This window comes from Schaalia odontolytica, assembly GCF_005696695.1.
GTDB lineage: Bacteria > Actinomycetota > Actinomycetes > Actinomycetales > Actinomycetaceae > Pauljensenia > Pauljensenia odontolytica_C.
The window spans coordinates 1,470,811-1,492,197 of the sequence record NZ_CP040006.1 but is presented as its reverse complement, the minus strand read 5'-3'; the positions used below and the strand labels follow the sequence as shown (position 1 = coordinate 1,492,197).

Sequence of the window (21,387 nt, the reverse complement as noted above, 5' to 3'; positions counted from 1 at the left end):
CATGCAGGCATCAGCCCAGTGGATCGCTGAGGCAGTATCGGGTCGCCTCGTGGGGAACGATGTTCCCGTGACGGGGCCCGTGGTGACGGATTCTCGCGAGGCTCAGGCAGGGTCGCTCTACGTTGCGCGCCGCGGTGAGAGCGCCGACGGTCATGCGTTCGTGTCCGGTGCGGCCACGCGCGGCGCAGTCGCCGTCATCGTCGAGCACGAGGTCGACGAGGCCGTGACCCAGATCGTCGTCGAGGATTCGACCGAGGCACTCGGGGCACTGGCCCGCGCGCACGTCGAGAAGCTGCGCAGTGGCGGCGACCTGGATGTTATCGCGATGACCGGCTCCGTGGGTAAGACGACCACGAAGGACCTGCTGCTCCAGATCATGAGCGAGGACGGGCCGACGGTCGCCCCCAAGCTGTCCTTCAATAACGAGGTCGGCCTGCCGCTGACCGTGCTGCTGGCCGACGAGACGACGCGTCACCTCGTTCTTGAGATGGGCGCTTCAGGGCCCGGCCATATTACCTACCTGACGGACATCGTCGCCCCCGACGTGGCCATCGAGCTGTGCGTGGGCCACGCCCACGTGGGTGGCTTCGGCGGTTTCGAGGGCGTTGCGGCCGCGAAGGCCGAGCTCATCAAGGGAACCCGTCCGGGCGGTCCGGTCATCCTCAACACGGACGACCCGAACGTCGAGGCCATGGCTCCTTTGGCAACCGGACCCGTGATCCGCTTCTCGGCCTCGGGCAACGAGCGTGCCGACGTCGTCGCGCGCGACGTGCGCCTCGACCGCGCCGACCGCGCATCCTTCACCCTGGTGACCCCCGAAGGAGAGGCCCCCGTCGAGCTGAAGATCGTGGGTCGCCACCACGTCGCGAACGCGCTGGCAGCCGCCGCCGGTGCGCTCACCCTCGGGGTTGGTCTTGAGACCGTGGCGAGTGTCCTCTCGCTCGCTCGTGCGCTGAGTCCGCACCGCATGGACGTCCACGAGCTGCGCGTCGACGGAACGGACCTGACGCTGATCGATGACTCGTACAACGCGAACCTGGATTCGATGCGCGCGGGCATCGCTGCTCTCGCCTCGATTGGTCGCGACAGCCAGCGCATCGCCGTTCTCGGTGAGATGCTCGAGCTGGGCGAGGACTCCCAGTCGCTCCACCAGCAGGTGGGCGCGTTGATCGCCGATGCGGGAGTCGACACACTCATTGGTCTTGGCGCAGATGCCCACTACTATCTAGAGGGAGCCCCCGAGGTGCCCAACCGCGAGGTTGCCGCGGATCCGCAGGATGCCGCGCGGCTCGCCCTGGAACACGCCGAGGACGGCGCAGTCGTCCTCGTCAAGGGTTCTTTCGGTTCACAATCGTGGCAGGTGGCTGACATCCTGCGGGAGAAGGGAACGACCCGGTGATTGGACTTATTGCCGCGTTTATTATCGCGATGGCCCTGTCCGTGACGGGCACACCAATCCTCATCCGTTTCCTGGTCATGCACCAGTACGGACAGTTCATCCGCCAGGACGGGCCGACCCAGCACCTCACTAAGCGCGGCACGCCCACGATGGGTGGCGTCGTCATCATCCTCGCAACGGTCGTCGCGTGGTTGATCGGCTCTCTTGTTGCCGGTGCCGGGCCGTCGTGGTCCGGCTTGCTGCTGATCTTCCTGTTCGTCGGCCTGGGCGTCATCGGCCTCCTCGACGACGGCATCAAGATCATGCGTCAGCGTTCTCTCGGCCTGCACCCCTCCGGCAAGATCATCGGACAGGTCGCCGTGGCCTCGCTCTTTGCTCTGGGCACGCTCATTAAGCCCAACGAGTTCGGTGAGTACCCGGGCACCCTTGCGATTTCTTTCGCGCGTCCCACGGCCCTGACCCTGGGCTTTGCGGGCCTCGGCCTGGGCATCGCCCTGTACCTTATTTGGACCAACCTCATCGTGACGGCCTGGTCGAACGCGACGAACCTGACGGATGGCCTCGACGGTCTGGCCGCGGGCGTCTCGATCTTCGTTTTTGGCGCGTACACGTTCATCACCTACTTCCAGCGCATCCAGGCGTGCACGCAGCTCGGCGCGAACCAGGCGAACTGCTACTCGACACGCGACCCGCTCGACCTGGCGATCTTCTGTGCCGCACTGATCGGTGCCCTCGCGGGCTTCCTGTGGTGGAATGCTTCGCCGGCTCAGATCTTCATGGGTGACACGGGTGCCCTCGCTCTCGGTGGTGCTGTCGCGGGCCTGTCGATCCTCACCCAGACGCAGCTGCTCGCCATCGTCGTCGGCGGCCTCTTCGTCGCCGTCGTCCTGTCCGACGTCATCCAGATCGGCGTCTTTAAGGCGACCGGCAAGCGCGTCTTCCGCATGGCGCCTCTGCACCACCACTTCGAGCTGCTCGGGTGGAAGGAAGTGACGATCGTGATCCGCTTCTGGCTGATCGCCGCGATCATCGCGGTGGCTGGCGCGGGCATCTTCTACGCGGAGTGGGTGTCCCTTCGATGAGTCGTTTCGCTGCTGTCGTCGGCTGGGGCAAGTCCGGGCAGGGCGCTGCTGGCGCGCTGCTCGCGCGCGACTGGCAGGTGCGTGCCTTCGACGCGCGCGGGGGACAGTCCCTGTTCTTCGATGACGTCGCCGGTGTCGATGTTCACGTCGACGATGATCCTGAGGCTCTTGCACGCGCGATCGTCGAGGCCAGCCCCGACCTCGTCGTCGTGTCTCCTGGCATTCCCGCACACCACCCGGTCTTCTCGGCCTGCGAGGCCGCCGGCATCGAGGTGTGGGGCGAGGTTGAACTCGCTTGGCGTCTGCAGGAGGAAGGCCCGCACGCGGGTCGCCCGTGGCTGGTCGTGACCGGCACGAACGGTAAGACGACGACGGTCGGCATGCTCGGTGAGATCCTGCGCTGCGCGGGTGCCAAGGCCGAGGAGGTCGGCAATATCGGAACGCCGATTACGCGGGCGATTGACTCCGACGCCGAGGTCTTCGCGGTGGAGCTGTCCAGCTTCCAGCTGCACACGGCACGGACCGTCTCGCCCCTGGCGTCGATCTGCCTGAACGTGGATGCCGATCACCTGGACTGGCACGGCAGCGTGGAGGCGTACGCGGCCGATAAGGCGCGCGTCTACGAGAACACGATCCGCGCATGTGTCTACCCCGCGTCCGATCGACGCGTGGAGCAGATGGTGGAGAACGCCGACGTCGTGGAGGGGGCTCGCGCGATCGGGCTGACCCTCGGCTCGCCGAGCGTCTCTCAGTTCGGCATCGTCGAGGGCCTGCTGGTTGATCGTGCATTCGTGGAGGACCGCGCGCGTCACGCTGCCGCCCTCGCGCACATTTCTGACTTGGCGGGGGCGTACGGCCCCCACCCGTCCGCCGCGGTTGTGTCGGACGCCCTGGCTGCCGCGGCCCTTGCCCGCGCCTACGGCGTTGAGCCCGAGGCCGTCGAGGCGGGGCTGCGCGCGTTCCGGCCGGCTGGACACCGCCGCGCAATCATCGCCCAGGCTGCGGACCTGACCTGGGTGGACGATTCGAAGGCGACGAATGCGCACGCGGCGCGCGCCTCTCTCGCGGGACTGCCGCCGCGCAGCGCGATCTGGATCGTCGGTGGCGACGCGAAGGGACAGGACTTCACGGAACTGATCCGTCAGGTCGAGCCGACGCTGCGCGGTGTCGTCGTCATCGGCGAGGACCGTGCGCCCCTCGTGGAAGCGCTGCAGGCCGGCGCGCCGGACGTCCCCCGCGTCGAGGTCGACGGCCACGAGGACTGGATGTTCTCGGTCGTCAACGAGGCCGTGGCACTGTCCATGCCGGGCGACACCGTCGTGCTCGCCCCGGCCTGCGCCTCGTGGGATCAGTTCGATAACTACGGCCAGCGCGGCGACGCGTTTGCCGATGCCGTGTCGCGCCTGGCGGCCCAGTGGGGGAGCGCCGGTGGCGACGAATAAGCGCGGCTGGCACATCCCGACGATCACGCTGCCTCGTATCCGTTTCGGGTCGGGACAGGAACGCAAGGATGACCCGGCGACGACGTACTACCTCGTGATTCTGCCGGCCCTGCTGCTGTCGGTGTTTGGCCTCATCATGGGTTTCTCCGCGCAGACCGTGACGGCGATCGCCCAGGGGGAGAACCCCTATACGGCCTACGCTCGACCGCTCATCATCATTCTTGTGTCGCTCGTGATCGCGACGATTGTCCTCCTCGTGCCACAGCGGTGGCTCATGAACCTGGCTCCCGTCATGTTTGTGGGCGCGCTCGGCTTCCAGTCCCTGGTCCTCAGCCCTCTGGGACGCTCGGAGGGCGGTAATGCGAACTGGGTGAAGGTGGGCCCGATCATGGCCCAGCCCTCGGAGTTCCTCAAGCTTGCGCTCATCGTGTTCTTGGGTTTCATGGTCTCGAAGTCGGCGTCGAAGCGCGGCGATTGGAAGGCGATGAGTGTGGCCGTCGGCCTGCCGATCCTGACGGCGCTTGGCGCGGTCATGTTGGGCCGAGACATGGGCACCGCGATGGTCGTGGCTGTTGGCGCGCTGGGAGCGATGTGGGTGGCCGGTCTGCCTAAACGCTGGTTCGGTGGCCTCGTCGTGCTTGCCGTCCCGACGATGGTGCTGCTCGTGTTGTCGAACCCGACGCGTATCCGCCGTATTCTGGCGATTCTCCCGGGCACGTCGAAGGGGCCGGACGAGTCCGCTCCCGAACAGATCGACCACTCGCTGTGGGCGCTGGGTTCGGGTGGTCTGACCGGCCTCGGGCCGGGTGCCTCGCGCGAGAAGTGGAACTACCTGCAGGCTGCGCACACGGACTTCATTTTTGCGATCGTCGGCGAGGAATTTGGCCTGCTCGGTGCCCTCGGCGTGCTCCTGTGCCTGGGCCTGCTGATCTGGGGAATGTTCCGCGTGGCGCGCGAATCTTCGGATCTGTTTGTGACGATCGTGTCCTCGGGCGTGGCCTCGTGGATCGGTATCCAGACGGTTATCAACGTCCTGTCCGTGACGGGACTGGGACCGGTTATCGGCGTGCCTCTGCCGCTCGTGTCCTACGGCGGTTCGTCGTTCCTGTTTACGATCACCGCGATCGCCGTTGTTGCCTCGTTCGCTCGAGCACGCGCGGGTATTTGGATGATCGGCCGCCCCGACGAGGCCTCGGCTGGGCGTGATCCCCGCCTCGCCCCTCGCCGTCGCTCGGCGCGCTAAGACGCTTGCGGCACCTGGTGGCCTGCGCGGCTCGCTACACTGGTGTCACGCACACGCGTAAAGGAGACGCATATGGTCAAGGTTGTGATGGCTGGCGGCGGTACTGCCGGTCACGTGAATCCTCTGCTGGCGACGGCGGCGCAGCTGCGCGAGAGTGGAGCTGAGGTTGTCGTTCTGGGGACGAAGGCTGGTTTGGAGGCGGATCTGGTTCCCGCCGCAGGATTCCCGCTCGTGGAAATTCCCCGCGTTCCTTTGCCGAGGCGTCCCTCCCTGGCGTTCTTCACTCTTCCCGGTCGTTTCGCGGACGCCGTGAAGCGCTGCGCTCAGGCCCTGGAGGGCGCTGACGTCCTCGTTGGTTTTGGCGGCTACGTGTCGACGCCCGCGTACATTGCGGCGAAGCGCGCAGGTGTGCCGATCGTCATTCACGAGCAGAACGCGCGACCCGGCCTGGCGAACAAGGTGGGCGCGCGCAACGCGAAGGTTGTCGCCCTGACGTTCCCCTCCTCTCCGTTGAAGGCACGCAACGGCCGCACGGTCGTGACGGGCCTACCCTTGCGTGCGGCGATCGCTGAGCTTGCGGACCGCCGCGCAGACGCTGAGGGTGCTGCCCAGGCGCGCCGCGAGGCAGCCGAGCGTCTTGGTGTCAATCCGGATGCACCGACGCTGCTGGTGACCGGTGGTTCGCTGGGTGCTCTGCACGTCAACGAGTCGATGACCGGTGCCGCGGACGCTCTGCCGGAAGGCGCGCAGGTCGTGCACCTGACCGGCCGGGGCAAGGATGAGCCTGTGCGCACCGCCGTTGAGGCAGCAGGTCTGTCGGACCGCTGGCACGTCATCGACTACCTGACGACGATGGAGGACGCGCTGGCCGTCGCGGACCTCGTCGTGTGTCGTTCGGGCGCGGGAACCGTGGCCGAGATGGAGGCCCTGGGCCTGCCCTGCATCTACGTGCCGCTGCCGATTGGTAACGGCGAGCAGCGCCTGAACGCGGCGGACCACGTGGCCGCCGGTGGCGCCCAGCTCGTTGACGACAAGGATTTCACGGCCGACTTTGTGCGCCGCAACGTGTTCCCGCTGCTGGGCTCGACCCGCCTGGCGGACATGGCGGCCGCATCCCAGTCGCTGGGTCGCGCGGGAGCCGCCCGTGCGCTGGCGGATCTGGCTCTGGAACAGGTGAAGGAGGCCGGCCATGAGTGAGCCGACGCTGCAGGATCGTTTCCATCTGATTGGTATCGGCGGCGCGGGCATGAGCGTCGTCGCGGAGCTGCTCACTTCGCGGGGGGCCACGGTCGAAGGCTCTGACCGTGAGGAGTCCGCCGTTCTCGAGCACCTGCGCTCGGTGGGCGTTCGCGCTTTCGTCGGGCACGAGGCCTCGCACGTGGACCCGAGCTCGGTGGTCGTGGTCTCGACTGCTATCCGCGAGGACAACCCGGAGCTGGCGATTGCGCGCGAGCGCGGCCAGCGCGTCATTCACCGCTCGCAGGCTCTTGCTCTCGCAGCCTCGGGCATGCGCTTTGTTGGCGTCGCCGGCGCGCACGGGAAGACGACGACGTCGGGCATGCTCGCGATCGGCCTGTCGGCCTGCGGGCTCGACCCGTCGGTGGCCGTGGGCGGTGTGCTGCCCCAGCTGGGCACCGGCGCACACCTGGGCGGCGGGGACGTGTTCGTCGCTGAGGCGGACGAGTCGGACGGCTCGTTCCTGAACTACACCCCGGCGATCGAGATCGTCACCAACGTCGAGCCCGATCACCTGGATCGGTACCACTCCCGCGAGGAGTTCGAGGAGATTTTCGTCGAGTTCGCGCGCCGCATGGTCCCCGGGGGCCTGCTGGTAACCTGCGCCGAGGACGAGGGTGCCGTTCGGCTGGCGCAATCGGCGCGCGCCGAAGGGCTGCGAGTCGTTACCTACGGTCGTCTCGAGTGTTCGCTGTGCACCCCCGACGTGGTGATCGCTGACGTGCGCGTGGAAGCGCACGGGGCTGGCGCGTCGCTGACGTGGGGCGAACTCAGCGCGTCGCTGGCGCTGAGCGTCCCCGGCGAGCACAACGTGCTCAATGCGGCTGCCGCGTGGGTGGCGGGCATCGAATGCGGGTTGTCGCCTCAGGCGATTGCGGATGGCCTGGGCGAGTTTACCGGTGCGGCACGCCGATTCGAGGCCCGCGGCCAGGTCGGTTCGCGTCGCCTGTTCGATGACTACGCCCACCACCCGACGGAGGTGGAGGCCGCGATCCGCGAGGCGCATGTCGTGGCGGGCGAGGGCGATGTGACCGTCGTATTCCAGCCGCACCTGTACTCGCGCACGCGCATCTTCGCGGAGCGTTTCGCCCAGGCGCTGTCGGGCGCGGACCACGTTGTGCTCGCGGGCATCTACGGCGCCCGGGAGGATCCCGAGCCGGGAGTCGACTCGTCCCTCATCTCGTCGCGCGTCGAGGGCGCGTCCTACGTTGAGGACATGCACGAGGCTGCACGCCTGGCCGCTTCGCTGACCCCCGAGGGCGGCGTGTGCTTGACGATGGGCGCTGGTTCGATCACTCACTGTGCGTCCGACGTGCTCGATGAGTGGAAGCGGATGGAGGCATGAGGCCACCGTCGCCGAGGCGCCCGGGAGGTGCTCGCTCTCACGAGGAGCAGCCGTCACACGTGGAGGAGGCCGCCTCGTCTTTTGATGAGATCGTGTCCCCGTCTGCGGATGAGGACGCGCAGGCGCCGAAGCGTCGTTCCTCCTCGCTCACGCAGCGCCGCCGCGTGCGTACGACCGTGGATCGCCCTATGCCCGTCGCAGATGCCGCATCCCTGCTGGGCGGCGAGGAAGCGACGGATCTGGGGGGCCGCCTGCGTGAGCGTACCCGCGCGCGTCGTATCCTCCTCGCTCGTCGTATCGCGCTCACATTCGTGACGCTCGCGCTCGCAGCGGGAGGCGTGTGGGTCGCGTTCTTCTCGCCCGTTTTCGCGTTCTCGTCGTCTGCGGTCGTCGTTTCGGGCGAGGATGGCACGCTGGTGACGGCGGATTCCGTGCGATCGTCAATCGCCTCCTTCGAGGGGGTTCCGCTCACGCGCCTGAACACGCAGGCGGTGGCACGCGCGGTGGAGTCAAACGTGGCGGTGCGCTCGGCGAGCGTATCGCGTCGATGGCCCACCAGCCTGCGCGTGTCGGTGACGATGCGGACGGGCATGGCTGTGGAGGCCGCGTCGGGTGGCTACTGGCTGGTGGACGATCAAGGCGTCGCCTTCCAACAGGTGCCGTCGGCGGGGGATTACCCGCTCGTGACACTCCCGGAGGACCGGGCGACCGGCGCGGCAGATATTGCCTCCGTGCTGGGGGCGCTGGACGAGGCGACGCGCGCCCAGGTGTCGGCCGTGACGTCGACGGGAACTCAGGTGAACTTCACGCTGCGCGGTGGCCAAACCGTCAAGTGGGGAACCCGCGGAGATGCGCCGCAAAAGGCGCGGGTGTTGGCCACTTTGCTGGCGAACGTTCAGGCGAGCACATACGACGTGTCCTCGCCGAATCACCCTGTGACCAGTTAAGCCTTTTCTTTTGTCCGCGTGTTGGCTTGAAGGATTGCCCGCGGACCCCTAGGTTCTTTCCGACACGAAGCACGTTAAACATCAACCTTCAACTAGAGGTTGAGGGTCTGATGCAAGGGAGACATCCATGGCGACACCGCAAAACCACCTGGCAGTGATCAAGGTCGTCGGCGTCGGCGGCGGCGGAGTTAACGCCGTGAACCGAATGATCGAGGTCGGCCTCAAGGGCGTTGAGTTCATTGCCGTCAATACTGACGCGCAGGCTCTGCTCATGTCTGATGCTGAGACCAAGCTCGACATCGGCCGCGAACTGACGCACGGCCTCGGCGCTGGCGCGGATCCGGCCGTCGGCCGCAAGGCTGCGGAGGATCACATCGACGAGATCACCGCCGCACTTGAGGGTGCGGACATGGTGTTCGTGACCGCTGGTGAGGGTGGTGGCACCGGAACCGGTGCGGCCCCCGTTGTCGCCAAGATCGCCCGCGATGCCGGCGCTCTGACGGTTGGTGTCGTGACCCGTCCCTTCTCGTTCGAGGGCAACCGCCGTGCGGCTCAGGCTGAGGGTGGCGTGACGACCCTGCGCGAAGAGGTCGACACCCTGATCGTCATCCCGAACGACCGTCTCCTGGAGATCTCCGACGCGAACATCTCCGTGCTCGACGCTTTCCGTGCTGCCGACCAGGTGCTCCTCTCGGGTGTCCAGGGCATCACCGAACTGATCACCACCCCCGGCCTCATCAACGTGGACTTCAACGACGTCAAGTCGGTCATGAAGGACGCCGGTTCGGCCCTCATGGGTATTGGCGCGGCGACCGGTGAGGATCGTGCGCTGCGCGCCGTCGAGAGCGCCATCTCCTCCCCGCTGCTGGAAGCCTCGATCGACGGTGCCCACGGCGTGCTCATGTTCTTCCAGGGCGGCTCCGACCTCAGCCTGCAAGAGGTTTACAGCTCCTCGCAGCTCGTGCGCGAGGCAGCCCACCCCGAGGCGAACATCATCTTCGGTAACGTCATCGACGATGCTCTGGGTGACGAGATCCGCGTGACGGTCATCGCCGCCGGTTTCGACGAGGCCGCGGATGCGGCACTGTCGCGCCCGAACGTCGCCCGCGTGTCCGCTCCGGTGGCTCAGCAGCGTCCCGCCGCTCCCGAGGCCAAGGCTCCGGCCGCCGAGACCACCCGCATCACCCAGCTGTCGACGCGTCGCCCGCAGCACCGCGCCGATGTTGCTGCCCCCGTGCGTGAGGCCGCTCCGGCCCCCGTCGAGACGCCTGCTGCCGCTGAGTACGAGGAGTCCGAGTCCGAGCACTCCTTTGAGGTTCCTCGCGTCTACCCCGAGGCGCCCGAGAAGGAAGAGCTGGATATTCCTCCCTTCCTGCGCTGATGAGTGACAAGCTCTGGGCCGGTGCCCGGGTCCACCTCACCGAGGTGGACCCGGGCACCGGCGCGCTATGCGGCAATGTTGGCCTCCATGTGGGCGACCGGGAGCCGCTCGTGCGCGATCGCAGGCGTGCACTGGCGGCGACGCTCGGACGCGATATTGTCTGGATGGATCAGACTCATTCGACCCGGGTGGAGCTCATCATTCGAGGCGAGAGCGCGCCCACTCTGGCGGCTTCCGGAGAGACGCTCGGTAAGCCTGCGACGGGGGAGTGGGGGCCCGTCGACGCCGACGGCATCATCGTCGACGCCCGCGACTGGCAGGACGCTCCTGCCCTCGCCGTGCAGACCGCGGATTGCCTGCCCGTCGTGTTCTCCGCCGCCTCCGGTCAGATCGTCGCAGCCGTGCACGCGGGTCGGCGCGGCCTTCTCGGCGGGATCCTTGACAAGACCATTGACCGCATCCGTAGCCTCGACGGCGGCCCGATCAACGCCTTGATCGGCCCGGCGATCTGCGGGCGCTGCTACGAGGTGCCCGCCGACATGGCCGATGAGAGCGAAGAACTCATGCCCGGCATCCGTTCTGTCACGTCGTGGGACACCCCTGCCCTCGACCTGCCAGGCGCTGCAGCCTCGGCCCTGGGAGCCCGGGGCGTGCGAGTGGATATCGACGAGCGCTGCACCCTCGAGGACGCCGACCTCTTCTCGTATCGCGCTGACTCGTCCTGCGGTCGCCAGGCTCTCATTATCGTTCCCGCCTGACTGGGGCCTACACCTCCGAATGGGCCGCGAGTCGGCTGCTTTCCTGCGCCATGGTTCGGCGCGGAAACACCCCGTGACGAGGCTCGCCGGCACGGTCCTTGCGACGCGCCGAGCGCCCTGCTCGGCGATGCCGCTCGGTAACTGTAGCTTGTGGCTATGCATCGGCTGAAGGAGGAACAATGAGCGAGTCGTTCGGTGCACGCGCACGTAAGTTTATGGGCTGGTACTCACCGGAGGAGCCCATCGATGAATTCGACGAATTCGACGAGGTGGAAGAGGTAGCTCCCGTGGCCGACATTACTCCCGTGTCCCGTCCGACCCTGACCAGCATTCGCCGTGACGAGCCGGCCGAGGATCTCACTCGCATTGTGACGATCCACCCCACCGCCTACTCTGACGCGGTCACGATCGGTGAGGCGTTCCGCGATGGTACGCCCGTCATCATCAACCTCACGGACATGGGTGAGGAAGAGGCGCGTCGACTGGTTGACTTCGCAGCTGGCCTGACCTTCGGCCTGCACGGCGTCATCGAGCGTGTCACCAATCGTGTCTTCCTCCTGTCCCCGGCCACTGTCGAGGTTGCGGGCGATAACACCTCCGGCCGTCGCGGTTCCCTCTATAACCAGGGCTGAGGTCGCTCGTGGCCATTCTTGGCTGGATCGGGTGGGGACTGAGCGTTCTCATCAACCTCTACATGATGGTGCTGTTCGCGCGCGTCATTCTGGACTGGGTTCAGTTTTTCGCGCGCGGATGGCGCCCGAGTGGCATTCTGCTGGTCCTCGCGAATGTTCTCTACGCGCTGACTGATCCTCCGATTCGTTGGATCGGGCGCTTCGTTCCGCCCCTGCGCCTGGGTGGAGGCATGGCAATCGATGTCGGTTTCATGCTCTTATTCCTGGTGCTTATCGTTGGGCAGCGCTTCGCTACTTTCCTGTACTTTTTGAGCCTGTAGTGCTCAAAAAGGGGGATGAGAGGTCCCACAAAAACGACCCTCACCTCGTGATGGATGTTGCTAGTGTGACAATTTCAGTTATTATTTTCGTGACGTGATAGCGGGCGACCTTCCCGGTCGTCCAGGCGTGCGGCTTCCGCGCGTCCAATCGAAACGACCGAGAGGCGAAGAAATGGCCCTGCTCACCACCGAGGATGTCCTCAACAAGAAGTTCCAGTACGTCAAGTTCCGCGAGGGATACGACCAGGACGAGGTTGATGAGTTCCTCGACGAGGTTGTCTCCACCATCTACTCCCTGCAGATGGAGAACCAGGATCTGAAGGAAAAGCTCGAGGCCGCTGAGCGCCGCATTGCCGAGCTGTCCAACTCCGACTACGCGCCGGCTGAGACCCCCGCCCCCGTGGCAGCCCCGGTCGTCGAGACCCCGGCACCCGCCGCCCCGGCCCTCACCGGCCCGCAGGACGCGGAGTCCGCCACCTCCATGCTGGCCCTCGCCCAGCGCGTCCACGACGAGTACGTGCGCGACGGCGAAGAGCAGTCCGCGAAGATCATCGCCGAGGCCAACGCCCAGCGCGACGCGATCATCGCCGACGCCCAGAAGCAGAAGGACTCGCTGCTCTCCCAGCTCGACCAGGAGCGCGAGCTGCTCGAGAACAAGATCAACGGTCTGCGTACCTTCGAGGCCGAGTACCGTTCGAACCTGCGCAACCACCTCGAGACCCTCCTCAAAGAGGTCGACAACGGCGAGAACTGATCGCAATCGCTTTGACCGGCGGCGGTGCACTTCGTGGTGCGCCGCCGCCGCTCGTTTAAGATAGGGAACCATGGCTGACTCCTCGCACCCGACCCACACCCGCGCGACGTGGATGTACGCGGGCCTCGTGTTCGCTGCCGCTATTGCCACCGATCAGGTGTCAAAGATGTGGGCGCGGACCGCCCTCGACGGCCAGGGGCCGCGCCCGCTCATCGGGCAGTGGCTGTCGCTGTCCCTCGTGCACAATTCGGGTGCCGCGTTCTCCTTCGCTGCCGGCAAGACGTGGATTCTCACGATCTTCACTGTCGTCATCATCGGCGTGCTGGTCGTGATGGCGCGTCGCGTCCACCGAGCCTCGACCCTGCTGGCGATCGCGCTGCTGGCGGGCGGCGCCGTTGGAAACCTGATCGACCGACTGACTGCCGAACCCGGCTTCGGCGTCGGTCATGTCACCGACTTCATCGCCTACGGCAACTGGTTCGTCGGCAATGTTGCAGACATTTGGATCGTCCTCGGGGCTCCTTTGCTGGCCCTCGCGCTCTCCCGTGAACCGTCGAAGGAGGACGCCCAGTGAGTTCCCGTATGCTTCCCGTCCCCGACGCCCTCGTGGGTGAGAGGATCGATGCCGCTCTGGCCCGCATGCTCGGCCTGTCGCGCTCTCGCTGCGCGGAGCTGGCGGGGGAGGGGCACGTCCTCATCAACGGCGTTGCCGCCGGCAAATCCGATCGCCTCGGGGCCCTCGACATCATCGAGGTCACCATCCCGGAACCGGAGAGCAAGCCGACGCCGGTCACCGACATGGCGATTCTCTACGACGACGAGGATATCGTCGTCGTCGATAAGCCCGTCGGCGTCGCCGCACACACCGGCCCCGGTTGGGAAGGCCCCACGGTCCTGGGCAACCTGGAGGCGGCCGGATATCGCATCACCAGCTACGGGCCCCCAGAGCGCCAGGGCATCGTACACCGGCTTGACGTGGGTACTTCGGGGGCGATGATGGTCGCCAAGTCCGAGCTCGCCTACACCGTCATGAAGCGTGCGTTCAAAGAACGCACGATCGAAAAGGTGTATCACGCCGTTGTGGCAGGGCACCTTGACCCGGCCTCGGGCACGATCGACGCTCCGATCGGTCGTCATCCTTCGCGCGAATGGCGCATGGCCGTCATCGACGGTGGCAAGCGCGCCGTCACCCACTACGACACCCTCGAGCTCATGGCGGGAGCTCAGCTCACCGAGGTGCACCTGGAGACGGGACGCACCCACCAGATCCGCGTGCACATGGCCGCCGTCGGGCACCCGTGCGTGGGTGACACGTTCTACGGCGCTGACCCGACCCAGGCGGAGCGCCTGGGGCTCACCCGCCAGTGGCTGCACGCCGTTCGACTCGGATTTGCCCACCCTCGCACGGGCATGCCGATGAGCGTGTCCAGTCCCTATCCGGATGATCTCGCCGATGCTCTCGAGGAGCTGCGCCACCCGCGCGACTGACCCCCGTTGGTGAGGTTTCCGCGCTTCCCTGCCCCGGCCTCGTCGTGGCTGTCACGCCGTGAGATGAACGACCGCTCCGCTCGGGGCGTTCACCGTGGGTGCGCGGGCCTCGGACAGTAGAATCAACGCATGGCTGATTCCTTCGTGCACCTTCACAACCACTCCGAGTATTCGATGCTCGACGGAGCGGCGAAGACGAAAGCGATGGCGGAGGAGGCCGCCCGTCTCGGGCAGCCCGCGATCGGCCTGACGGATCACGGTTATCTCTTCGGTGCCTTCGACTTCTACACGAACTGCAAGAACGCGGGCGTCAAGCCGATCATCGGCCTCGAGGCGTACGTGACGCCGGGGACCTCGCGCTTCGATCGTCAGAAGGTCCTGTGGGGTGAGCCGTGGCAGCGCGCCGACGACGTGAGCGCCGGCGGCTCCTACAACCACCTGACCCTGGTCGCCTACAACACGACGGGCATGCACAACCTCTTCCGCTTGGGGTCCTACGCCTCGACGGACGGCCAGTTCGGCAAGTGGCCGCGTGCCGACAAGGAACTGCTCAGCCAGTTCCACGAGGGCCTCATCGTGTTCACAGGCTGCCCCTCGGGCGCCGTGCAGACGCGCCTGCGCCTGGGGCAGTGGGACGAGGCCGTGGCTGAGGCCGCAGAGCTGCGCGACATTTTCGGCGCGGAGAACTTCTACGTCGAGGTCATGGACCACGGCATCGACATCGAGCGGCGCACCCACCAGCAGGTCCTCGAGATCGCCAAGCTCATGAACGCGCCCCTCGTGGCGACCAACGACGCGCACTACGTCAAGCGCGAGGACCGCAAGATCCAGGACGCGCTCCTGTGCATCAACTCCGGCTCGCGCATCAACGACCCCGACCGATTCAAGTTTGACGGCGACGGCTACTACATCCGCTCCTCGGACGAGATGCGTGCGCTGTGGAGCGAGCTGCCCGGCGCCTGCGACTCGACCCTCGAGATCGCCGAGCGCTGCGACGTGCACTTCACGACCACGAAGGAGGGCGCCAACTACATGCCCGACTTCCCGGTGCCCGAGGGTGAAGACAAGACCTCGTGGTTCATCAAGGAGGTCGAGCGAGGCCTGCGCGATCGCTTCCCGAATGGCATTCCGGACGATGTGCGCAAGCAGGCCCAGTACGAGGAAGACGTCATCATCAAGATGGGCTTCCCCGGCTACTTCCTCACGGTCGCCGACTACATCAACTGGGCGAAGTCTCAGGGGATCCGAGTGGGACCGGGGCGTGGCTCGGGCGCGGGTTCGATGGTTGCCTACGCCCTGAAGATCACCGAGCTTAACCCCCTCGAGCACGGCCTGATTTTCGAGCGCTTCCTCAACCCCGAGCGAATCTCGATGCCCGACTTCGACGTCGACTTCGACGAACGCAGGCGCGACGAGGTCATCGCTTACGTCAAGCGCAAGTACGGCGAGGACCGCATCAGCCAGGTCGTCACCTACGGCACGATTAAGACCAAGCAGGCCCTGAAGGACTCCGCGCGTATCCTCGGCAAGGACTTCAAGGTCGGCGAGCAGCTCACCAAGGCGCTGCCCCCGGCGATCATGGGCAAGGACATCACGGTCCACGGCATCTTCGATGAGAAGGACAAGCGCTACGCCGAGGCCTCGGAGTTCCGTAAGTTCTACGAGGAGAACCCCGACACGCACGAGGTCGTCCAGTACGCTCTCGGCCTGGAGGGCCTGACGCGCCAGTGGGGTGTGCACGCGTGTGCGGTCATCATGAGCTCCCACACGCTCACCGACATCATCCCGATCATGAAGCGCCCGCAGGACGGCGCGATCATCACGCAGTTCGACTACCCGACGTGCGAGACGCTGGGCCTGCTGAAGATGGACTTCCTGGGTCTGCGCAACCTGACCGTCGTGTCTGACGCCCTTGAGAACATTGCGCTCAACGGCAAGCCGGACCCGGACCTCGACCACCTGACCTTCGACGACAAGAAGACCTACGAGCTGCTGGGACGAGGCGACACCCTCGGCGTCTTCCAGCTGGATGGTGGCGGTATGCGTGACCTCCTCAAGCTCATGAAGCCCGACAACTTCGAAGACATCTCGGCCGTCGGCGCCCTGTACCGTCCCGGCCCGATGGGTGCGAACTCCCACACGAACTACGCGCTGCGTAAGAACGGGCGCCAGGAGATCACGCCCATCCACCCGGAGCTGGCGGAGCCGCTCGAGGACATCCTGGGAACGACCTTCGGTCTGATCGTGTACCAGGAGCAGGTCATGCAGATCGCCCAGAAGCTGGCGGGCTACTCGCTGGGCCAGGCAGATATTCTGCGTAAGGCCATGGGTAAGAAGAAGAAGGAGGTCCTGGACCAGCAGTTCAAGGGCTTCCGCCAGGGCATGGTGGATAACGGCTACTCCGAGGAGTCGATCAAGGCCCTGTGGGACGTCGTCGTTCCCTTCTCCGCCTACGCCTTCAACAAGGCCCACTCGGCCGCATACGGCCTCGTCTCCTACTGGACGGCCTTCCTCAAGGCGAACTTCCCGACGGAGTACATGGCAGCCCTGCTGACCTCGACGAAGGACAACAAGGATCGTCGAGCCCTGTACCTGGCGGAGTGCCGCCACATGGACATCACGGTCCTGCCCCCGGACGTGAACGCGTCGATGGGTAACTTTGCGCCTGACGGCGAGGCGATCCGCTTCGGCTTGAACGCCATCCAGAACGTGGGTGGCCCTGTCGTCGATGCAATCGTGGAAACCCGCGCCGAGAAGGGGCGTTTCGCCTCGTTCCAGGACTTCCTGGACAAGGTGCCCCAGGTGGTGTGCAACAAGCGCACGATCCAGTCGCTCATCCGCGCCGGTGCTTTCGACTCGATGGGTCACACGCGCCGCGCCCTCCTCGCGCGCTGCGACGAGGCCGTGGACGCGATCATCGACGTTAAGCGTAACGAGGCGATCGGACAGTTCGACCTGTTCGGCGCTCTGGGGGAGGACGAGGATACGGGCTCTGGCCTGACGATCGATATCCCGGACCTGCCCGAGTTCGACCGCAAGACGAAGCTGGCGGCTGAGCGCGAGATGCTGGGCCTGTACGTCTCCGACCACCCGCTGCGCGGCGTGGAGGCGGCGCTGGCACGCCACCAGGACTACGAGATCGCGCAGGTCGTCGGCTCGGAGGGGGCGATGGCGGATCGCATCGTGAAGATCGCGGGCCTCATTTCGGGCGTCACGACGAAGGTGACGAAGCAGGGCAACGCGTGGGCGATCGCAACGATCGAGGACCTGTCGGGTTCGGTGGATGTGCTCTTCTTCCCGCGCTCCTACGAGTCGATTCAGACCTACCTCGCGCAGGACATCATCGTCCAGATTGAGGGCAAGGTGAACGTGCGCGAGGAGGGCATGACCATCTACGGCCAGTCGATGACTCTCCTGGATCTGTCGGGCGGGGCGGACCTGCCCCTCGACCTGCGCCTGCCGGCGGCCCGGTGTACGCCCGAGCTGCTCACCGACCTGCGTGGCGTCCTCGAATCCTACCCGGGTGGCTCTCCGGTGCGTCTGCACCTGACGGAGCCGGGGCGCACGACGGTCGTCGAGCTGGATCCGAAGCTGCGCGTCGAGCAGACGAGCGCCTTCTTCAGCCACATCAAGGCAGTCGTCGGCGCGGGTGGTGTCGTCACCTCGTCCTAACATGATGCGAGCCGGGCCCCGGTGGGACTCGGCTCGCGTCGTCGACGGGGGTGCTTAGGAGGCGGATCCGACGATCGCTGAGGCCTTGCCCCAGGGTGCGTCGACCTCGACGAGGTCGCCGGCGCTCAGGTGATGGCCGCGGCGCGTCTCCACCTCGCCGTTGACGGTCACGTCGCCGGCCTGGATGAGTTCGCGGGCCTGTGCGCCGTCTTCCGCGAGGGAGGCGAGCTTGACGAATTGGCCGAGCTTGATCTCCCCGCGCACGGGGATCGTCGGTGTGCTCATGGTGAATCCTTTCGCTGGTGGAGAGCGCATCACGCGCGAGGGCGTGGATGAACAGTATCCTTGGGTAGAGACACACAGTATAAGGAGGAGCGGTGAGCGCTCACAACGACGATATCGACGCGGAGTTCCAGTCGCTGGTTGCATCGCTGGGATCGACGCCCGCCGCGGGCGATCCTCTGCCGTCCCTCGATCCGGACGACACTCCCGTTGACGAGTCCCTGCACCTGGAGGGTGGCCGCCTGTCGGTTGCCCTCGTGCTCGCCCCTATTTCCTACCCGGAGGCGCTGCATTCGCTGCTCGCTCTGACGGGCGTGCGTGAGTCGATCGTGCGTCTCAAGCCGTGGACCGCGGTGTGGCTGCGCGTTGAGACGACGCCGACCGACGAGGAGGAGCTCGACGCTCTGCTGACCGGCCAGCGTCCGATGCCCGACGCGGTGGATCGCGTCGCCCGGGCCGTCTCGAACCTGTCGAAGTACGGGGCGGTCGCGCTCATGAGCTGGCTCGTGGAAGGTGACGGCGTGGAGCCGGGTGTCTCGGGTCGCATCTCCGCCCAGCGCTACGTGGGTGGCGAGCCCGAGGAGACGATTCCCGCGGGTCTGCTGCTGGGTGCGATGCCCGCGGCGACGGAGGACCTCCTGCTGGGGCGTACGACGCCCGCCGACTACAAGGATTCCGTGGCCGCCGACGGCAGCTGCCAGGGCGGCGGCCCCTTCGGTTGGCTGCGACGCAAGCAATCATGACGATCCTCGAACTGCTGCCCGCGATCGACGTGACGGGCGGGCAGGCCGTGCGCCTGTCCTCCGGATCGATCGACGAGGGCTCCTGGGGGAGTCCCCTCGATGTCGCCCGTTCGTTTGACGAGGCCGGGGCTCGCTGGGTGCACCTCGTGGACCTGGATCTGGCGTTTGGACGCGGCGAACACTCTGAGATGCTCGCCCGGGTGATCCGCGAGGTTCCCGTGCGCGTCGAGCTGTCGGGAGGCATCACGAGCCGAGCCTCCATCGAGACCGGGTTGGCGATGGGCCCCGAGCGAGTCAACATCGCGACGCAAGCCCTCGATGACATCGACGCCGTGGGCGAGGCCGTTGACGCTTTCGGCGAGCGCGTCGCCGTGTGCCTCGACGTGCGCGGCGATCGCCTGGCCGCGCGCGGCGGAAGCGGCGAGGGCGGCAACGTCTGGGAGGCTCTGCGCGTCCTGAACGAGGCGGGTGTGGCCCGCCTGGTCGTCACGGACGTGACTCGTGACGGTCAGATGAACGGTTCCAATCGAGAACTGTTGGCCCGCGTCGCGGACCGGACTCCCGCACGCATCATCGCCTCGGGTGGGGTCAACTCCCTGGCCGATATCGAAGCCTTGCGTGCCCTCGGTATCGAGGGTGCAATCGTCGGAAAGGCCCTGTACCAGGGCGCATTCACTCTGGCCGATGCGCTGGATGTTGCCGGATACGAGGAACTCTCATGACTCCCACGCCACCTTCTCTCACCGAGGAACAGAAGAACCGACTGGCGCAGCGCCTGTCGATGATGAGCCACGACCGCGCAGACGTGGGGCAGGGGCTTCCTCGGACCGCCCGGGCGCTCGCGTTGGGGCAGGGGAGCGACGGGGGAGCGGCCCGGCTTGAGGCCCTCGTCGATGCTCTCATTTTTGAGCGCGTGATCGTTCCCATCGACGTAGAGCCCGACCCGCGCGTGACGGGCGTTCATGCCGGCGAAAACGGTCATAATCCGATCGACTTCGTGCGCGCGCAGACCCCCGCGGGGGAGGCGCTCGCGATTTATTCGTCGGCGCAGGCACTGTCCGCTCACCGCCCCGGCGACCGTCCGATGGCCCTGGACTTCCGCACGATCGGTCTGACCGCCCTCGTGGAGACGGGCGGGCGCATCGTCGTCAACCCGGGTACCGACGCAGTGCTGCTACCGCGCCCCGCCGTCGCAGCGCTCGCGCAGGGGGATGAGTGGCTGCCCGCCTGGCGCGACGAGGCCCTGCGCGAGCTCCTGCTCGCCGAGGCCTCTGCGGCATGCCCGGCCATCGTCGACGTTGAGATCGCCTACGCGGGCGACGGTCTCACGCGCGTCGTCGTGTCCGTGGACCGCGAGCGATTTGCGCAGGCAGAGGATGCCTCGGCGATGAAAGAAAACCTGTCGGGCGCCCTGAGCGCCCTGGGTTCCAACCCTCGCCTTATCGCCTCGGCCGACCGGGTCGAGATCGCGCCCGTCCTGCGCTGAACCAGCATCGCGCGCTCCCAGTAAAGCGTGAGGCGCGCAATGATTGCTGATCTGGCGCTCTTGTGCTGTTTCTGGTACAGTTGGTACGACCGTCTGGGCGAAAGCCTGGAACGCAAGCGGAGAAATCCCACCTGGATACCCGCCTCTCGACAGAGAGGATGCCGCCCATCAGGGGCGCCGCGCAGGGGATCGGGTACGACGGTCAACACCCGTGTGTGTTGACCTATGGAAGCCTCCGTGCGCGTCGCGTAACGGAGGCTTTTCGTTACACGCATAAGGATTCTGTGGAAGGAGCCGCTCATCAGCGAGACTCGCATCAATGAGCGTATTCGAGTCCCCGAGGTTCGCCTCGTGGGACCCGGAGGTGAACAGGTCGGCGTCGTCCGAGTTGAGGACGCGCTGCGTCTGGCCGAAGAGGCCGGGCTCGACCTGGTTGAGGTTGCGCCGAACGCCAAGCCGCCCGTCGCAAAGCTCATGGATTACGGCAAGTACAAGTACGAAGCCGCCCAGAAGGCCCGCGATGCTCGCCGCAACCAGGCGAACACGCAGCTGAAGGAAATCCGCTTCCGACTGAAGATCGACGATCACGACTTCGGCGTCAAGAAGGGCCACGTGGAGCGCTTCCTGTCCGCCGGCGACAAGGTCAAGGTCATGATCATGTTCCGCGGTCGAGAGCAGTCTCGCCCCGAGGCTGGCGTTCGCCTCCTGCAGCGCCTCGCCGAGGAGATTGGTGACCTTGCCACCGTCGAGTCGATGCCCCGTCAGGACGGGCGCAACATGACGATGGTGCTGGCCCCCACCAAGCGCAAGGCTGACGCCCTGACTGAGCAGCGCAAGCGCCGCGAGGCCGAGCGCGCTGAGCGCCGGGGCAAGCGCGCGGAGCGCGCCAGCAAGGACCAGGCCCGAGTGGCAGCCGACAAGGCTGCCGAACAGGACTGACGGCGATACCCATCGCCTCACAACGAAGGAATAGAAATGCCGAAGAACAAGACTCATTCCGGTGCTAAGAAGCGCTTCCGCACGACCGGCTCGGGCAAGATCATGCGCGAGCAGGCCGGCGCCCGCCACCTGCTGGAGCACAAGTCCAGCCGTAAGACCCGTCGTCTGGCGACCGATCAGGTCCTGGAGACCGCTGACGTCAAGCGCGTCAAGCGTCTGCTGGGCAAGTGAGCTCGAG

At 66.3% G+C, this 21,387-nt stretch carries 21 protein-coding genes; 20 read left to right on the top strand and 1 reads right to left on the bottom strand.

Annotation, left to right across the window (positions count from 1 at the left end; all coding sequences use genetic code 11):
• Position 1 precedes the first annotated feature (1 nt).
• The 15 genes from murF (at position 2) to dnaE (ending at position 17,699) form a co-directional block, all read left to right on the top strand.
• Positions 2-1,399, top strand: coding sequence for a UDP-N-acetylmuramoyl-tripeptide--D-alanyl-D-alanine ligase (gene murF / locus FBF35_RS06560; RefSeq protein ID WP_060567473.1), 1,398 nt, complete (start codon positions 2-4; stop codon positions 1,397-1,399).
• The gene (gene mraY / locus FBF35_RS06555; RefSeq protein ID WP_060567472.1) at positions 1,396-2,481 is read left to right on the top strand and encodes a phospho-N-acetylmuramoyl-pentapeptide-transferase; all 1,086 of its coding nucleotides are present in this window, start codon (positions 1,396-1,398) and stop codon (positions 2,479-2,481) included. Before murF ends, mraY begins: the two co-directional genes overlap by 4 nt.
• Positions 2,478-3,923, top strand: coding sequence for a UDP-N-acetylmuramoyl-L-alanine--D-glutamate ligase (murD, locus tag FBF35_RS06550; RefSeq protein WP_060567471.1), 1,446 nt, complete (start codon positions 2,478-2,480; stop codon positions 3,921-3,923). The genes mraY and murD overlap by 4 nt, the downstream gene beginning before the upstream one ends.
• A complete protein-coding gene (locus FBF35_RS06545; protein ID WP_060567470.1) occupies positions 3,871-5,166 on the top strand; it encodes an FtsW/RodA/SpoVE family cell cycle protein in 1,296 nt (431 codons plus the stop codon). The genes murD and FBF35_RS06545 overlap by 53 nt, the downstream gene beginning before the upstream one ends.
• Before the next feature lie 72 nt (positions 5,167-5,238).
• Positions 5,239-6,363, top strand: coding sequence for an undecaprenyldiphospho-muramoylpentapeptide beta-N-acetylglucosaminyltransferase (gene murG / locus FBF35_RS06540; protein WP_060567469.1), 1,125 nt, complete (start codon positions 5,239-5,241; stop codon positions 6,361-6,363).
• Positions 6,356-7,747, top strand: a complete 1,392-nt coding sequence (gene murC, locus FBF35_RS06535; RefSeq protein ID WP_060567468.1) for a UDP-N-acetylmuramate--L-alanine ligase — start codon at positions 6,356-6,358, stop codon at positions 7,745-7,747. Before murG ends, murC begins: the two co-directional genes overlap by 8 nt.
• A gap of 59 nt (positions 7,748-7,806) precedes the next feature.
• The gene (locus FBF35_RS06530) at positions 7,807-8,694 is read left to right on the top strand and encodes a cell division protein FtsQ/DivIB (protein ID WP_060567467.1); all 888 of its coding nucleotides are present in this window, start codon (positions 7,807-7,809) and stop codon (positions 8,692-8,694) included.
• Positions 8,695-8,821: 127 nt separating this feature from the next.
• Positions 8,822-10,075 carry a cell division protein FtsZ gene (ftsZ, locus tag FBF35_RS06525; protein ID WP_034464337.1) on the top strand — a complete coding sequence of 418 codons (1,254 nt, stop codon included), beginning with the start codon at positions 8,822-8,824 and terminating at the stop codon, positions 10,073-10,075.
• Complete coding sequence (locus FBF35_RS06520) at positions 10,075-10,833, top strand: polyphenol oxidase family protein (protein WP_060567466.1); 759 nt, start codon at positions 10,075-10,077, stop codon at positions 10,831-10,833. The genes ftsZ and FBF35_RS06520 overlap by 1 nt, the downstream gene beginning before the upstream one ends.
• A gap of 179 nt (positions 10,834-11,012) precedes the next feature.
• Positions 11,013-11,465 (top strand): cell division protein SepF, encoded by a 453-nt coding sequence (locus tag FBF35_RS06510; RefSeq protein ID WP_034464341.1) that lies wholly within the window; start codon positions 11,013-11,015, stop codon positions 11,463-11,465.
• A gap of 8 nt (positions 11,466-11,473) precedes the next feature.
• Positions 11,474-11,785 carry a YggT family protein gene (locus FBF35_RS06505; RefSeq protein WP_003792680.1) on the top strand — a complete coding sequence of 104 codons (312 nt, stop codon included), beginning with the start codon at positions 11,474-11,476 and terminating at the stop codon, positions 11,783-11,785.
• Between the two features lie 172 nt (positions 11,786-11,957).
• Positions 11,958-12,539 (top strand): DivIVA domain-containing protein, encoded by a 582-nt coding sequence (locus FBF35_RS06500; RefSeq protein WP_060567465.1) that lies wholly within the window; start codon positions 11,958-11,960, stop codon positions 12,537-12,539.
• Between the two features lie 70 nt (positions 12,540-12,609).
• Entirely contained in the window at positions 12,610-13,113 is a 504-nt protein-coding gene (lspA, locus tag FBF35_RS06495; RefSeq protein WP_034464347.1) for a signal peptidase II, read from the top strand.
• 8 nt (positions 13,114-13,121) lie between these two features.
• Entirely contained in the window at positions 13,122-14,027 is a 906-nt protein-coding gene (locus FBF35_RS06490; RefSeq protein WP_060567464.1) for an RluA family pseudouridine synthase, read from the top strand.
• A gap of 129 nt (positions 14,028-14,156) precedes the next feature.
• Positions 14,157-17,699 carry a DNA polymerase III subunit alpha gene (gene dnaE / locus FBF35_RS06485; protein WP_060567463.1) on the top strand — a complete coding sequence of 1,181 codons (3,543 nt, stop codon included), beginning with the start codon at positions 14,157-14,159 and terminating at the stop codon, positions 17,697-17,699.
• A 54-nt stretch (positions 17,700-17,753) separates the two neighbouring features.
• On the opposite strand, the gene FBF35_RS06480 is transcribed toward dnaE, so the two are convergent.
• Complete coding sequence (locus FBF35_RS06480; RefSeq protein ID WP_060567462.1) at positions 17,754-17,984, bottom strand: RNA-binding S4 domain-containing protein; 231 nt, start codon at positions 17,982-17,984, stop codon at positions 17,754-17,756.
• Between the two features lie 92 nt (positions 17,985-18,076).
• Here FBF35_RS06480 and FBF35_RS06475 point away from each other — a divergent pair, with 92 nt between their 5' ends.
• The 5 genes from FBF35_RS06475 (at position 18,077) to rpmI (ending at position 21,380) form a co-directional block, all read left to right on the top strand.
• Positions 18,077-18,724 carry a hypothetical protein gene (locus FBF35_RS06475; protein ID WP_060567461.1) on the top strand — a complete coding sequence of 216 codons (648 nt, stop codon included), beginning with the start codon at positions 18,077-18,079 and terminating at the stop codon, positions 18,722-18,724.
• Positions 18,721-19,446, top strand: a complete 726-nt coding sequence (locus FBF35_RS06470) for a HisA/HisF-related TIM barrel protein (protein WP_060567460.1) — start codon at positions 18,721-18,723, stop codon at positions 19,444-19,446. Before FBF35_RS06475 ends, FBF35_RS06470 begins: the two co-directional genes overlap by 4 nt.
• On the top strand, positions 19,443-20,210 hold the full coding sequence (locus FBF35_RS06465; RefSeq protein WP_060567459.1) for an SseB family protein: 768 nt from the start codon (positions 19,443-19,445) through the stop codon (positions 20,208-20,210). Before FBF35_RS06470 ends, FBF35_RS06465 begins: the two co-directional genes overlap by 4 nt.
• Before the next feature lie 273 nt (positions 20,211-20,483).
• A complete protein-coding gene (infC, locus tag FBF35_RS06460; RefSeq protein WP_082632903.1) occupies positions 20,484-21,149 on the top strand; it encodes a translation initiation factor IF-3 in 666 nt (221 codons plus the stop codon).
• Positions 21,150-21,185: 36 nt separating this feature from the next.
• A complete protein-coding gene (gene rpmI / locus FBF35_RS06455) occupies positions 21,186-21,380 on the top strand; it encodes a 50S ribosomal protein L35 (protein WP_005871559.1) in 195 nt (64 codons plus the stop codon).
• Positions 21,381-21,387 lie beyond the last annotated feature (7 nt).

Excerpts from the sequence above, each read along its gene's own strand:
- murF (WP_060567473.1), top strand. The coding sequence starts at position 2 with ATGCAGGCATCAGCCCAGTGGATCGCTGAGGCAGTATCGGGTCGCCTC.
- murD (WP_060567471.1), top strand. The coding sequence starts at position 2,478 with ATGAGTCGTTTCGCTGCTGTCGTCGGCTGGGGCAAGTCCGGGCAGGGC.
- FBF35_RS06545 (WP_060567470.1), top strand. The coding sequence starts at position 3,871 with ATGCCGTGTCGCGCCTGGCGGCCCAGTGGGGGAGCGCCGGTGGCGACG.
- murG (WP_060567469.1), top strand. The coding sequence starts at position 5,239 with ATGGTCAAGGTTGTGATGGCTGGCGGCGGTACTGCCGGTCACGTGAAT.
- murC (WP_060567468.1), top strand. The coding sequence starts at position 6,356 with ATGAGTGAGCCGACGCTGCAGGATCGTTTCCATCTGATTGGTATCGGC.
- ftsZ (WP_034464337.1), top strand. The coding sequence starts at position 8,822 with ATGGCGACACCGCAAAACCACCTGGCAGTGATCAAGGTCGTCGGCGTC.
- FBF35_RS06520 (WP_060567466.1), top strand. The coding sequence starts at position 10,075 with ATGAGTGACAAGCTCTGGGCCGGTGCCCGGGTCCACCTCACCGAGGTG.
- FBF35_RS06510 (WP_034464341.1), top strand. The coding sequence starts at position 11,013 with ATGAGCGAGTCGTTCGGTGCACGCGCACGTAAGTTTATGGGCTGGTAC.
- FBF35_RS06500 (WP_060567465.1), top strand. The coding sequence starts at position 11,958 with ATGGCCCTGCTCACCACCGAGGATGTCCTCAACAAGAAGTTCCAGTAC.
- lspA (WP_034464347.1), top strand. The coding sequence starts at position 12,610 with ATGGCTGACTCCTCGCACCCGACCCACACCCGCGCGACGTGGATGTAC.
- FBF35_RS06490 (WP_060567464.1), top strand. The coding sequence starts at position 13,122 with ATGCTTCCCGTCCCCGACGCCCTCGTGGGTGAGAGGATCGATGCCGCT.
- dnaE (WP_060567463.1), top strand. The coding sequence starts at position 14,157 with ATGGCTGATTCCTTCGTGCACCTTCACAACCACTCCGAGTATTCGATG.
- FBF35_RS06480 (WP_060567462.1), bottom strand. The coding sequence starts at position 17,984 with ATGAGCACACCGACGATCCCCGTGCGCGGGGAGATCAAGCTCGGCCAA.
- FBF35_RS06470 (WP_060567460.1), top strand. The coding sequence starts at position 18,721 with ATGACGATCCTCGAACTGCTGCCCGCGATCGACGTGACGGGCGGGCAG.
- FBF35_RS06465 (WP_060567459.1), top strand. The coding sequence starts at position 19,443 with ATGACTCCCACGCCACCTTCTCTCACCGAGGAACAGAAGAACCGACTG.
- rpmI (WP_005871559.1), top strand. The coding sequence starts at position 21,186 with ATGCCGAAGAACAAGACTCATTCCGGTGCTAAGAAGCGCTTCCGCACG.